The organism is Paenibacillus sp. MBLB1832 (genome assembly GCF_032271945.1).
GTDB classification, from domain to species: domain Bacteria; phylum Bacillota; class Bacilli; order Paenibacillales; family NBRC-103111; genus Paenibacillus_E; species Paenibacillus_E roseopurpureus.
The window spans coordinates 4,459,549-4,473,195 of the sequence record NZ_CP130319.1 but is presented as its reverse complement, the minus strand read 5'-3'; the positions used below and the strand labels follow the sequence as shown (position 1 = coordinate 4,473,195).

Below are 13,647 nucleotides of genomic sequence, written 5' to 3'. Positions count from 1 at the left end.
AGAATCCCTTACAGCATATCATATTTTGCCTGAAAAATGGTATAATGGGTAGTGACTTTTGGCTGAATCAGCCAGCGGAGCGGGAGGAGAAGATACAGCATGCATGCACCAATAAGCATTCAAGTAACGGAATTACATATCGAGAATGAAACCTACACGGTTGAACAAATGGTGGAGGCGGCCAAACAGCAGTTTCGAGTGGAAGATCGTGTGCCTTCGGTCCAGGGAGATGCTTTTGATCTGAAAGATTGGCATCGAAATTGGAGAATCTCACATTCCATGGAAGGTATCGCGGAGCCAACGCATGTGCAAGTAGAAGCGATCGATGAATTTCAAGCACGGATGCCGTGGTCGCAAGTAGATCAAGCACTGTTTCTATATGCACAGGAGGGGCAGCCGCTCAAGAAGGGCTATCCAATACGGCTTTATGTTCCCGATGGCAGCAGTGAATGCCTGAACGTCAAAAGTATTGTGAAAATTTGGTTCCTGCACGATGCCAGCTTAGGGGAAGAAGCGACATATGGCTTTAAAAATAAAGTAACCCTGGATGAGATGAAATTGAAGAAATGACTGGGGAGTTTCCTGCATAACATAGAGACATGCTAGGATCTGGTTATTACGAAACGAGGTGAGCGGAATGTCTGACCCCTTGCAGCGGCTAGTCATTTTACATACGAACGATATCCATAGCCATTTTGAACAAATGCCGAAAATTAGCGCTTATTTTGACCGTGTACGCCGTCATTGGCAGCCGCATCAAGTGTTGACACTCGATATTGGCGATCATATGGATCGCATGTTTCCGGAGACGGAAGGGACGAATGCCATCGCGAATTTGGAAATTATGAATGCGACAGGCTATGATGCCATGGTGTTAGGCAATAATGAAGGCTTGACCTTTACGCCAGATTGGCTCAGATCTGTTGTGCTTGAACATGCGAAATTTCCGATCATCGGCAGCAATATTACCGACATGAAGACGAATGAGACACCCGATTGGATGCTGCCTTCGCTCATCTTAAAGAAGTCAGGTTTTCGAATCGGTCTTATTGGCGTGACCGCAGCTTATCAGGATTATTATCAGCTTCTGGGCTGGTATGTAACCGATCCCATGAAGGCTGTCAGCGCGCATGTCCGTCAGTTGAGGCCTCACGTAGATATCGTGATCGTGATGTCGCATTTGGGCTTGCGGACGGATCAACGTATGGCTGAGGAACTTGAAGGCATTGATCTGATTCTGGGCGGTCACACCCATCATCTGCTGGAAGAGCCGCTTTTGCTCAGCGGCACCTATATTTGTGCGGCCGGCAAGTTCGGTCAGTACGCCGGCCACATCGAACTTGCCTACGATCCGGCGCAGCGCCGGATCGCCGAGCTGAACGGCCGCGTCGTTCCGATGACGGCCGAAAGCGAAGAAGACAGCAGCGTCACGACGCTGCTGGAGCACTACCGCATCGCCAGCACAGCGGCGCTGGCGGCGGAGGTCGCGCAGCTGCGGCAGCCGCTGCGCCTGGATTGGTACGGCGAATCCCCGCTCGGCAACTTGCTTGCCGCGGGCATTCGCCGCTGGACCAGCGCCGAGATCGGGCTGGTCAATAGCGGGCAGCTCCTTCAGGGACTGAAGGAGGGGGGGCTGACCCGGGGCCGGCTGCTGGAAATCTGCCCAGGCCCGATCAATCCGTGCCGCATGGAGCTCAGCGGCGCGGACATCCGTCAAGCGCTCGAAGAGTCGCTGCTTGACGAGTTCATGGAGAAGCCGATTCGAGGCTTCGGCTTCCGCGGGGAGGTGCTCGGCGTGCTCTGTGTGGACGGGATGACCGTCCACGTTGACGCTACGCGCCCTCCGTATGAGCGTATCCTCGCCGTGCACGTTGGCGAGGAGCCGCTGGAATCGGAACGATCGTACATCGTGGGCACGATCGATATGTTTACGTTTGGCTCTGGCTATTTATCCTTGAGCCGCGGCAAGCAAATTGTTTATATGCTGCCAGAATTCATACGCGATGTATTGGCCGATCAATTACAGGATGAGGCGGCGATCGTGAGCGCTCATAACAGTAGATTCACAGGAGTTGTCAGACCCCTCATGTAGGGGTTAGAATAGATTGTTGGAATGAAGAGAAAAATGCAAAACCACAGAGCAGGGGGCTATTATGCATACAATTTTTGAGGCGATCATTATTGGGATCGTTGAAGGGTTAACCGAATTTTTGCCCGTGTCCTCGACAGGACATATGATTTTGACGCAAAGCTTGCTAAACACACAAAATGATGAAGTCATGAAAACCTTTGATTTCGTTATCCAGCTTGGTGCGATCATGGCGGTCGTCATTATTTATTGGAAGCGAATCCTCTCGCTGTTCGGTCTTGTGAAGCGCAAAAGCGAAAGCCGTACAGGAAGAAAACTGAATTTGCTGCACATCCTGATCGGGATCGTGCCAGCAGGTGTGATCGGCGTCTTATTTAATGATGTTGTGGATGAAAAATTGTTTAACACAACGACCGTATTAATCGGACTCGTCCTCGGGGGCATTCTGCTGATTATCGCAGAGCAGCGCAAGGAACAACCGAAGACGATGGTGCTGGATGATCTGACTTATCGTCAGGCTTTTGCCATCGGCTTATGGCAGCTCGTGTCCATTTGGCCAGGATTCTCGCGTTCAGGCTCAACGATTGCCGGGGGGATGCTGTCTGGTGTAAGTCGCGCAGCTTCAGCGGATTTCACATTCATTATGGCGATCCCGATCATGTTCGGCGCTTCGGGTGTGTACTTCCTAAAGAATTATGATGCGATTTCTTCGAATGATTTGCCCTTCTTTATCGTCGGTTTTCTTGTAGCCTTCGTCGTTGCTCTCTTGGCGGTTGTTTCTTTCATTAAGTTCGTACAGAACATGAAATTAACATACTTTGCCTATTATCGATTCGTTGTAGCGGCTGTTTTTGCACTCTACATGTTTCTGAAGTAGAAATTACTGTAAAACTAGCGAACCGCGTCGAATGACGCGGTTTTTTGTATTGAACTTTTCTGTGAAATCTATTACATTTAAATAGAATGTAATGTGTACCTATGCGGGGGTCCTGAAATGCTGTTAATGCCGATCAACATGTGTCACCCTGGAATGAGGCTGGCAAAGAATATATACAACGACGATGGCATGGTGCTTCTGGCCGTTAATGTAGAGCTGACACAAAGACTCATTGATCGGTTATTTAGTTACGGCATCGACTATATATATATTGAAGATGCTAGAACGAACGATATTATTCAAGAAGATGTCATTCAAGATGAAACAAGAACACGAGCCGTGTCTGAGATTCGCAATACCTTCAAGAAGGTCATGGAGGATTCGAATAAGCGGGGCGCTGTGAACTATTACGATATCGGTCGGAATTTCCGTGATGTCATGAAAATGATAATTGATGATCTAAGCGCCCATGAGGGTGCGATGGTCATGCTGAATAATATGAATGTGAAGGATAATTATCTCTTTCAGCATTCCGTCAACGTAAGTATTTATGCCATTATGCTAGGGATTAGCTACGGGTATAGCCGAGAAAAACTCGAAGCATTGGGTCTAGGCGCTTTACTGCATGACATCGGTAAAACGAAGGTGCCGCTCGGCATCCTGAGAAAACCGTCACAGTTAACGCTAGAAGAATTTGCTGAAATGAAAAATCATACGATCTATGGTTTTAACCTTTTAAAAGATGAACCGAATATTCCGCTCTTGTCCGCGCATTGTGCTTATCAGCATCATGAACGAATTAATGGCAGTGGATATCCGCGAGGTATTAAAGGGAATGAAATTAATGAGTTCGCCCGTTGGATTGGTCTTGTTGATTCGTATGATGCCATGACCACGACCCGCGTATATCGCAGACCATTGCTGCCGCATGAAGCGATGGAGCAGTTGTTCGCAGGCTCAGGGACGATGTATGATCAAAGTCAAATCGCCTTGTTCCGAGATAAAATCGCCATTTACCCATTAGGTATTACAGTACGGTTGAATACGGGTGAATACGGCATCGTTTCGAAGTTGAATATGGCCGTTCCCCATAGACCTACAGTTCGTGTCTTGCAAAACGAAGGCGGAACGGTATTGAAGGAGCCTTATGAAATTGACCTCTCTTTGAGATTATCAATATTAATCTCAGAAATTGGAGAAATTAAAGTAAGTGAATCCGAGCTTCATGAAGATATACCAACAATCTTTTAAACATATAAATAACACACAGCATGAAGAACCTGGGAAACCAGGTTCTTTTTGCAAATTTAGGCAGGTAGAGGTGCCACTTACGACTCAAGGAGGAAATACGATGCGGGAATCAACGACGAAGGGCTTATTTTGGAAATGGGGAATGGCGATGTATCGGTTTCGCTGGATTGTGCTTGTCGTGGGCATCCTCCTCATGCTCAGCTTTGCTGTATTTGCTCAGAAGACACCTGGCATGCTCAAAGATAATGGGTTTACCCCCAAAGGAAGTGAATCCGACACAGGGTTGATTCAGATGCATGACGAGCTTGGTGTGAGTCGCACGCAATTGAACCTCGTTTATAGGGGAAAGACGGTCTGAACCTGACCGATGAGGCTGGGCAAAAAGCCATTATGGATTCCCTGACCGATTTGAAACAGGTCCCCTATGTTGACAATGTGTCCTTCGTTGCCGCGCCTCGTACGGAGGGTCATCAGGATGTCCAAGCGGTAGTCGTGTCCTTACAGGTAGAAACGGATGATGCGCTGGAGAAATTTCCAGAGTTGAAAAAGCTTGTCCATGCCCCAACGGGGATGGAGGTGTTCGTCACGGGAGGGCCCGCCATTCTCTATGACATGCAGCAGGCGAGCAAGCACGATATTGCCAAATCGGAAGCCATCGGATTGCCGATCGCACTGCTTGTGTTATTGGTTGTTTTCGGCACGTTTGTCGGGGCGATGCTGCCGATGATTGTAGGGTTGATGAGTGTCACATTGACACTCGGGGTCACTTATTTTATAGCACAGCATCAGTCGCTCTCGAACTTCCTGCCCAATATGGTCACGATGCTTGGCTTAGCGGTGGGCATTGATTATGCGTTATTCTTGGTGAGCCGGTTTCGTGAGGAGCTCAAAACGGGGGTCAGTGTAGGCGAAGCTGTTGCGATGACCAGTCAAACTGCGGGTAAATCCATCTTTTTCTCAGGGATTGCGGTTCTTATTGGTTTATTAGGCATGTTGTTTGTGGATTTAACGTTTTTCCGTTCCCTCTGCATTGGCGGCGTCATTGTCGTCTCGATTTCCGTGATTGTCGCCAATACGGTTCTACTGGCACTGCTTGGGATGATCGGTCACCGCATTAATTCATGGCAGGTTATACCAAAACGTTTTCAGAAGAAAAAGACGTCTCTTTTCTGGGAAGGGATCGCGTATAGCGTGATGAAACGCCCCGTATTCTTGGTAATTATCGTGGGGGGTGCTTTAATCTACAGCATGCTGCCCATTGGCCATATGAAATTAAGTGTTCCGAATGCGGAAGTTCTTCCGCCAAGTTATGAATCCCGTTATGGGGCGGAGTTGATGAAAAGTACCTATGATTCGCGTTATATGGGGCCTTTACAAATTGTTCTTCATACGGAAGAAGCGATTTGGAGCCAAGGCGCGATAAAACAAATGAAGACGTACAGCGATCGTGTAAAAGAGATCAATGGTGTTAAAGAAATACAAAGTTATTTGAGTGTCCTTGAACAGAAAAAAGTGAATGCTGCAGGAGCGCTTCGGGAGGAAGAGCTTGCGAATATGCTGCAAAGCCCCGATGTGAGGGAGCAGCTGCAGGATACACAATTAGCGAAGGGGCACACCGCCCTGCTTGTTGTGATTCCTTCCTTGGATCCCGATGATACGGCAACGGATGATCTTGTCAGAGACCTGAGAAAGCTCGAAGTAGCGGGTCTCAAGGCGAATGTGACAGGCGGTTCTGCTTACCGGTTAGATATTATTGATCGGATTCAGAAAGAGATTCCGGAAGTGCTTATTTTCGTCATGGGCATTACCTATATCGTCCTGCTCTTCGCATTCCGCTCGGTCTTGCTGCCCCTTAAAGCGGTGCTTATGAATATGCTCAGTCTTGGGGCGAGTCTTGGGGTCGTTGTTTTGGTTTTCCAACATGGTGTGATGGCTGATATGCTGCATATCACTTCGATCGGGTATGTAAGTGCAACGCTGCCTGTTATTATTTTCTGCGTCGTATTCGGGATCTCGATGGATTATGAGGTATTTCTCATTTCACGCATCATGGAAGAATATGAAGTGAGCGGTGACAATGAGAAGAGCACGGCGGAAGGCTTGAAGAAGACGGGAAGTTTAATTACGAGCGCAGCATTTATCCTTGTCGTCGTGGTGGGATCATTTATTTTTACGGATATTGAAATTATGAAGGCGTTGGGTTTAGGGCTTGGCCTGGCCGTCCTGATTGACGCCACCATCGTGCGGGTTATGCTCGTTCCTGCGTTGATGAAGCTGCTAGGTGAAGCGAACTGGTGGGCGCCAAGATGGCTCCGCCTCAAGACACCGTCGAAATTGGAAAAGCTTTGAAAAGGAGCGGCAATTCCTGTGGCCGTTTCCTTTTTTGTGAATCATAAGTTACAATAAAGGGCATAGGTATAGGCATAATAGGTAGTAAATGCAGTTGAATAGGAAATGATAGGTCAGGTGTAACAGCATGAATACGAACGTAACACACTCCATTTTACCGGAGATAACCCCCGCTTATGACCCTTGGGATCCCATTCGGTCGTTTCGGAAATATGGGAAACATGTATTAACCAGTGTTGAGCTTACGATTACCAATCTGTGTAACATGCGATGCGAGCATTGTGCGGTAGGGGATTCCCTGACGATGACAGAGGGAGAGCGCATTCCGCTTCCTGTTATTTTGAAAAGGCTGGATGAGATTGAGCATCTAGAAACGATCAGCTTGACGGGAGGGGAACCTTCCTACCATATCAAAATCGTAAAAGATTACATGCTGCCCATTCTCAAATACGCTAGAGATCGAGGCATTCGTACACAAATCAACTCCAATCTAACGCTGGATTTGGAGCGCTATGAACTGCTGGCTCCTTATCTAGATGTGATGCACATATCATTCAATTATTTGAATGCGAATGATTTCCATCAAGTTGGCTTCGTGAACTCGGCGCGTCCTGTCGGTCAAGCAACCGCGGCTGGTATGTATGAGCGCATGGTGAACAATACGATCGCCTTAAGTAAAGGCGGGTTGTATGTATCAGCTGAATCAATGATTAACACGCGCACCCACAAGAAATTGCCGGAAATCCATCAACTGATTCATGAGATGGGCTGTAAGCGTCATGAGGTGCATCCGATGTATGCGAGCTCTTTCGCCTCTCATCTGCCGATGGTTACCTTGGATGAGTTGCGTACAAGTATCCACCGCTTGCTGGATGCGAGAAATCCTGAGATGTGGATGCTGTTCGGCACATTGCCTTTCTTTGCTTGTAATGAGCTAGAAGCGGATCGGGCATTGGTCAAAAGGCTTCGCGAAGAGCCAAATGTTACGGTGCGTAACGATCCGGATGGACGTAATCGTCTGAACGTCAGCACCTTTACGGGGGAAGTATTCGTCACCGATTTTGCCAATGAACCGCCGTTAGGAAATTTGCATGAGGATGAGCTGGATACCATCTTTGCTCGTTGGGAGAATAACCCGCTGAATCAACGCGTGAATTGCTTCTGTAGTGCCGCAGCCTGTTGCGGGCCGAACTTATTAGTAGCGGATTCGTATTATCGAGCCGTGGATTTTAAGAGCCGTAAAGCCATTATCTAAACTTCTTTCTGAAGGAGATACATATCTTGCATACGTCATTTGACATCGGTTCCATTGCATTCAATTTAGTGATCGTGGTCTTGCTTGTTCTGCTCAATGGATTCTTCGTTGCTGCAGAGTTCGCCCTTGTAAAGGTTCGGCATTCGAGAATTCAACAATTGGTGAACGAAGGCAGCGGCAAAGCCAAATACGCAAGTATAGTGACTGCCCAGTTGGATACGTATTTATCTGCGACACAGCTCGGGATTACTCTTGCTTCACTGGGGCTTGGTTGGGTCGGTGAGCCGGCAATTAATGAATTAATTATGGAGCCTTTCTTTCATAAAATTGGTGTAGAAACATCGGTGTATACGACGACGCTATCGTTCGTGATCTCCTTCGGATTCATTACGTTTATGCATATTGTACTAGGCGAGCTTGCGCCGAAGTCGTTTGCCATTCAAAAAGCAGAGCTAACTTCCTTGTGGCTGTCAGCCCCATTACTGTATTTTTACAAGCTATTCAGACCGATTATTTGGGTTCTCAACGGTGCGGCGAATCGCTTCCTTGCGATGATCGGCGTTGAACCAGCGGGTGAGCATGAAGCGGCTCATACTGAGGAAGAAATTCGAATCCTCATGGATGAGAGTGTCAAAAGCGGCCACATCAATGAAGATGAGATGACGCTTTTCGATAATATTTTCGAATTTTCCGATCTAATCGCCCGCGAAGTCATGCTGCCTAGAACCGATATGGATTGTTTATATGTGGAAACGAGTTTTATCGATAATTTACGCATGGTGCATGAAACGAAACATACGCGATATCCCGTAGCTAGTCAGGATAAGGATCACATTGTTGGTTTTGTACATATTGCTGATCTGCTTACTGCGGACCCTGATGTTGAGCAGGAAATCAAGACGTTCATTCGTCCGATCCTGAATGTGCCTGAATCCATGGAAGTTAGCCGTATCTTGAAGCTTATGCAGAAGAAGCATTCCCAGGTCGCCATTGTCGTAGACGAATACGGTGGAACAGCAGGGTTTCTGACGTTGGAAGATATTATGGAAGAAATCGTTGGCGAGCTGCACGACGAGTTTGATATCAATGAACGTCCTGGTGTGGAAGTCAAAGATAAATACACATCTGTTGATGGCCGCGTTCTTCTCGAAGATTTGAATGACATGCTGGATCTTCAAATTGAAGATGAGGATGTTGATTCTATCGGCGGCTGGTTGTTTAAGAAGGTGGAAGGCGCGCCAGTGAAGGGCAAAAAGATCGTATACGGCAACCACATGTTTGAGGTGACCGAAGTCGATCGCTTGCGCATTGTTCGCATACATATTACGAATTGTGAACCATTAAAACAAGGAAATGATTAATCGGAGGAGTTCCTATGTCGGCTAAGACCGCCATACTTATGGCGATTGGACTAGTGCTGTTGTACATATCGTTCACCATAGGACTGCCGTTTCTGCTTGCCTTGGTTACAGCCATTTTTCTAGATCCATTGGCAGTACTTTTCATGCGCGTCGCGAGAATGAGCCGATTTGTATCGGTAACCATTGTAAGTACATTGTTTACGCTGCTGATGCTGGCGCTTATTTATTTTATTGGGATGAACGTGGTCACAGAGCTGATTGATCTAGGCCGCAAGGCACCTAATTATATGGATGAAGTCAATAAGTATGTGGATCAAGCTGTCGTACGTACGCAGGTGTTCTACGATTCCTTGTCACCAGAGATGGCTGCCCAAGTACAAACCTGGGTGGAACGCAGCACCGAAACGTTAACGGGCGCACTGACGAGTGCGTTGAGCGGGATCTCTAGTTTTTTCCTGAATATGGCGGGGAAAATTCCTAATCTCTTCATGCTGCTCATCGTCTATGTGATCGCCTTGTACCTCTGTATGTACAGTTTGCCGAATATGAAAATCGCCTTCCTCTCCATATTTGAGCCGAGATCTAGTGAGAAAATGGGAAATGTGCTGACATATTTACGTGAAGCGATTTTTGGCTTCATTCGAGCCCAGCTCATCATGGCGATCTTCACCTATTTGGTCACCTTCATCGGATTGCTCGTTCTGAGAGCGGAGTATCCGCTGGCGATTTCACTGCTCGTCATGGTGATGGAGTTCGTACCGGTTATAGGAACAGGGCTCATTTTCATCCCGTGGATCATTTATCAGCTCATCATTGGACATACGGGAATGGGCATCGGTTTGTTGGTCCTATTCTTAGTTCTCGTCATCTTCCGTCGCATCATCGAGCCTAAAGTGCTTAGCGATGCCGTTGGCATCAATTCGTTAGCTGCACTTATCTCGTTGTATGTCGGCTTCGAATGGCTGGGCTTTGCAGGGTTATTCCTAGGACCGCTAGTCGTAATCATCTATCAGTCCCTGCGGAAAGCAGGCATTCTAAACTTCAATATCAAGTTGGAATCATAACAAGAAATCATCTCTTTTTGAACGGCTGACAGCCATCGGAAAGAGATTTTTTTGTTTTTTGGGACAACAAGTGCTGCATGTCTCCTTGGAAAAAATAAAAAAATGGTGCTTTTGGTCAAGTTGGGCCGCATATAACGTGTGATATAGGCTCTATGAAGGAGGAGACGTATGTTTACACAATTTAAGCCGTATTACCCTTACATCGGCCCATGCGACCCCTGTCCGCCCATTCGGGTGAAATGGTACAATACGCCGCCGCAGTTATATATCCACTTCCAGCCACCAGGATTACCCCAATTCAGCCCGTACGATGCGTTGCAAATAGGGACACTCTGGCCGGCGTTATATGGACCTTATCCGATGCCGATGCAGGTGCAGGAGCCTAGAGCGGCAGAAGGAGGCGAGTCGTCATGAGCGAACACGTATTTCCCGACTCGTATTATAAGCAGCTTCGTGATTTGCAAGCGGTAGATTTCGTCTTAGTGGAATTGACCTTGTACTTGGATACGCATCCGGACGATTTAGCCGCAATCCAACAATACAATCAATTTGCTCAAAAGCGCATACCGATGGTACAGCAGTTCGAGTTGGAGTTCGGCCCATTGATGTCATACGGTCACAGCTTTACGAGGCAGCCTTGGCAGTGGGGGAATACCCCGTGGCCTTGGCAAGTTTGAGGAGGGGGTCAGCCGATGTGGATTTATGAGAAAAAGTTGCAATATCCAGTGAAGGTGAATAAATGTGATCCCCGCATGGCCAAACTGCTCCTCGAGCAGTATGGAGGAGCCGATGGCGAACTGGCCGCGGCGCTTCGTTATTTGAATCAGCGGTATTCGATTCCAGATAAAGTGGTTGGATTACTGACAGATATCGGGACAGAGGAATTTGCCCATCTCGAGATGATTGCGACCATGGTGTATAAACTGACAAAAGATGCGACGATGGAGCAATTAAAAGCTGCGGGACTTGATGATCACTATGCTGCTCATGATCGCGGACTCTTCTATCAAAACGCAGGCGGTGTGCCGTGGTCGGCTACGTATATTCAAGCCAAAGGCGATCCGATCGCGGATCTCTATGAGGATATTGCCGCGGAGGAGAAGGCGAGAGCGACGTACCAGTGGTTAATTGACTTGACGGATGATGTGGATTTACAGGATAGCTTGAAATTCCTTCGGGAGCGGGAGGTTGTGCATTCGCTGCGCTTCCGAGAAGCCGTGGAGATTCTGAAGGAGGATCGCGTGCAGAAGAAGGTATACTAGGTAGCGGGCGGGCTGCCAGAGCCGGTTGGGAATGGGAAGTGGATGTGCTACATAGCACTCTTTGATGTGGTATAAAACGAGCTTCCTGCACATGCGCAGGAAGCTCGTTTGTTTCTAAGCATCTTTTACGTTCGTGCCGCGCACCCAAACCTGCTCCAGCTCCAGCTCTTGGCTGACGAGGAGCAGATCTGCTTGCTTGCCGGCTGCCAGCGAGCCGTGCGTTGCCTCGAGGCCTAGCAGCCGCGCAGGATTGCCGCTGGCATAGCGGCTTGCGTCTGCAACGCTGACGCCAACCTCGCGCACCATAAACCGGAGCGCCTCGATCATCGTCAGCGTGCTGCCGGCGAGCGCGCCGCCTTCCGTCAGTCGGGCCACGCCCGACTGCACGGTGACGGCCTGGCCGCCCAGCTCGTACTGCCCGTCGCCGAGCCCGGCGGCGGACATGGCGTCCGTGATCAGCAGCAAGCCATGCGGCTGCTTCACCATCGTCAGCAGCTTAATCGCTGCTGGGTGCACGTGAATACCATCGGCGATAATCTCGCCGCTGATGCGGGCGTCGGTGAGCACCGCACCGACGGTACCAGGCTCGCGATGATGCAGCGGCTTCATCGCGTTGTAGGTGTGCACCGCATGCGAGAGCCCAGCAATCACCGCCGACTGAATGTCGGCGTAGGTGGCGTCCGTGTGGCCGCATGCGGCAACGATGCCATGATCGCGCAGCCACGCGATCATCTCAAGGCCCCCTTCGCGTTCGGGGGCCAAGGTCAATTGCTTCATGAGCTGCGGGAAGCGCTCATGCCAGTCTTGCAGCCAATCCAGCTGAGGGGTGACCATCAGCTTCGGATCTTGGGCGCCAGCCCATTTTGGCGAAATGAAAGGGCCTTCTAGATGAACACCTAAGAGCTGTGCATAAGGCATGGGGCGCTCCATATAGCTTTGAACTTCACCTAGCACTCGGTCAATCGCTTCGCGCGTTGCAGTCATGGTCGTTGCCAGCATGGATGTCGTTCCATGGGACGCATGGAAGCGGGTAATAGTATCCAGCGTTTTCGAATTTGAATCCATGAAGTCAGCGCCATTGCCGCCATGCACATGAACATCGATGAATCCTGGCAGCAGCCATTTGCCATCCGCATGAATGTGAGCAGCTTGAGGACCAACGCTGTCTGCCTGCCAACCCGAGGCTTCTCCGACATACGTCAGTATGCCATCCAAAGCATGAACTACACCGTTCTCAATGACCCCTTGTTCCGTTACGATTTTAGCGCCTGTGATGAGTAGCTCGCTCATTCAAAAAGCCTCCCTGCTTCAGCATCAAGCAACACAACCAAATGTGGATGAGTTTGAAGCAGTGTAGCAGGCACCTCCGTTGTAATCGGACCTGTAAGGGCACGATGAACGATCTCGGCTTTATCCGCGCCGCGAACGATTAGGAGAATGGTTTTGGCCTTCAGGATTGTACCAACACCCATCGTTAAGGCGTGAGTAGGCACTTCATTAATGGAGTCAAAGTAACGGGCATTCGCTTCGCGCGTCTCATCTTTCAGTTCAACGCGGTGCGTACCGCTGATCAAGGAGTCGTCGGGTTCATTAAATCCGATATGGCCATTATGTCCAAGCCCTAGGATTTGCAGATCGATTTGCTTCGCATCGTCTAGAAGTCGATTGAATCGCTCACATTCCTCATCTAAATCAGGGGCGTTGCCGTTGGGAATATGGGCAGATCCAGCAGGAAGATCGATATGGGAAAATAAGTGCTTTTGCATATAAGCGTGGTAGCTCTCCGGATGATCGGCAGGAATGCCTACATACTCATCGAGGTTAAAGGTTGTGACGGTTTTAAAGCTGACACGGCCCTTCTCATAAGCCTTTACCAATTCTTCGTAAATACCGACGGGTGTACCGCCTGTAGCTAAGCCAAGAACGGCTTTGGGCTGCATTTGGACCAAAGAGGTAATAATACCAGCTCCAGCCTCATTCAGTTCTTGTTGATTTTCAAAAATGTGCAAATTCATTTATAGTTCCTCACTTTCATACGCGTAGTCTTTGTAAGCTTTCGCCCATTCAATATGCCAATATTTAGATAAGTTTCAATTCATTTTGCATAAAAAATTCATTTTTTGATCAAATAATTCTCAT

Annotated in this window: 14 protein-coding genes; 12 read left to right on the top strand and 2 right to left on the bottom strand. The window is 48.5% G+C overall.

Translation table 11 applies throughout. The annotated features are described in order from the left end of the window. The first annotated feature begins 99 nt into the window (after nucleotides 1-99). The 12 genes from MJB10_RS20065 (at nucleotide 100) to MJB10_RS20010 (ending at nucleotide 11,508) form a co-directional block, all read left to right on the top strand. Nucleotides 100-570 (top strand): molybdopterin-dependent oxidoreductase, encoded by a 471-nt coding sequence (locus tag MJB10_RS20065; protein WP_314797592.1) that lies wholly within the window; start codon nucleotides 100-102, stop codon nucleotides 568-570. A 67-nt stretch (nucleotides 571-637) separates the two neighbouring features. After that, nucleotides 638-2,092, top strand: coding sequence for a bifunctional metallophosphatase/5'-nucleotidase (locus MJB10_RS20060; RefSeq protein ID WP_314797590.1), 1,455 nt, complete (start codon nucleotides 638-640; stop codon nucleotides 2,090-2,092). 61 nt (nucleotides 2,093-2,153) lie between these two features. After that, nucleotides 2,154-2,966, top strand: coding sequence for an undecaprenyl-diphosphate phosphatase (locus MJB10_RS20055; RefSeq protein WP_314797589.1), 813 nt, complete (start codon nucleotides 2,154-2,156; stop codon nucleotides 2,964-2,966). A gap of 117 nt (nucleotides 2,967-3,083) precedes the next feature. Further along, on the top strand, nucleotides 3,084-4,217 hold the full coding sequence (locus MJB10_RS20050) for an HD-GYP domain-containing protein (protein WP_314797587.1): 1,134 nt from the start codon (nucleotides 3,084-3,086) through the stop codon (nucleotides 4,215-4,217). A 100-nt stretch (nucleotides 4,218-4,317) separates the two neighbouring features. After that, complete coding sequence (locus tag MJB10_RS20045; RefSeq protein WP_314797585.1) at nucleotides 4,318-4,575, top strand: hypothetical protein; 258 nt, start codon at nucleotides 4,318-4,320, stop codon at nucleotides 4,573-4,575. Between the two features lie 32 nt (nucleotides 4,576-4,607). Further along, nucleotides 4,608-6,566, top strand: a complete 1,959-nt coding sequence (locus MJB10_RS20040; protein ID WP_314797584.1) for an MMPL family transporter — start codon at nucleotides 4,608-4,610, stop codon at nucleotides 6,564-6,566. Between the two features lie 127 nt (nucleotides 6,567-6,693). Continuing rightward, nucleotides 6,694-7,821 carry a radical SAM/CxCxxxxC motif protein YfkAB gene (gene yfkAB / locus MJB10_RS20035; RefSeq protein WP_314797583.1) on the top strand — a complete coding sequence of 376 codons (1,128 nt, stop codon included), beginning with the start codon at nucleotides 6,694-6,696 and terminating at the stop codon, nucleotides 7,819-7,821. A 23-nt stretch (nucleotides 7,822-7,844) separates the two neighbouring features. Continuing rightward, complete coding sequence (locus MJB10_RS20030; protein WP_314805762.1) at nucleotides 7,845-9,182, top strand: hemolysin family protein; 1,338 nt, start codon at nucleotides 7,845-7,847, stop codon at nucleotides 9,180-9,182. Between the two features lie 14 nt (nucleotides 9,183-9,196). Continuing rightward, complete coding sequence (gene ytvI / locus MJB10_RS20025) at nucleotides 9,197-10,246, top strand: sporulation integral membrane protein YtvI (RefSeq protein WP_314797581.1); 1,050 nt, start codon at nucleotides 9,197-9,199, stop codon at nucleotides 10,244-10,246. 168 nt (nucleotides 10,247-10,414) lie between these two features. Next, nucleotides 10,415-10,660: a spore coat associated protein CotJA gene (locus MJB10_RS20020; protein ID WP_314797579.1), complete on the top strand. Its 246-nt coding sequence runs from the start codon at nucleotides 10,415-10,417 to the stop codon at nucleotides 10,658-10,660. Continuing rightward, nucleotides 10,657-10,923, top strand: coding sequence for a spore coat protein CotJB (locus MJB10_RS20015; protein ID WP_314797577.1), 267 nt, complete (start codon nucleotides 10,657-10,659; stop codon nucleotides 10,921-10,923). The genes MJB10_RS20020 and MJB10_RS20015 overlap by 4 nt, the downstream gene beginning before the upstream one ends. 15 nt (nucleotides 10,924-10,938) lie before the next feature. Further along, nucleotides 10,939-11,508 (top strand): manganese catalase family protein, encoded by a 570-nt coding sequence (locus MJB10_RS20010; RefSeq protein WP_314797575.1) that lies wholly within the window; start codon nucleotides 10,939-10,941, stop codon nucleotides 11,506-11,508. A 114-nt stretch (nucleotides 11,509-11,622) separates the two neighbouring features. Here the strand turns inward: MJB10_RS20010 and nagA are convergent, their stop codons facing one another. Next, nucleotides 11,623-12,798 (bottom strand): N-acetylglucosamine-6-phosphate deacetylase, encoded by a 1,176-nt coding sequence (gene nagA, locus MJB10_RS20005; protein WP_314797573.1) that lies wholly within the window; start codon nucleotides 12,796-12,798, stop codon nucleotides 11,623-11,625. Beyond that, nucleotides 12,795-13,523, bottom strand: coding sequence for a glucosamine-6-phosphate deaminase (gene nagB, locus MJB10_RS20000; protein WP_314797572.1), 729 nt, complete (start codon nucleotides 13,521-13,523; stop codon nucleotides 12,795-12,797). The genes nagA and nagB overlap by 4 nt, the downstream gene beginning before the upstream one ends. Nucleotides 13,524-13,647 lie beyond the last annotated feature (124 nt).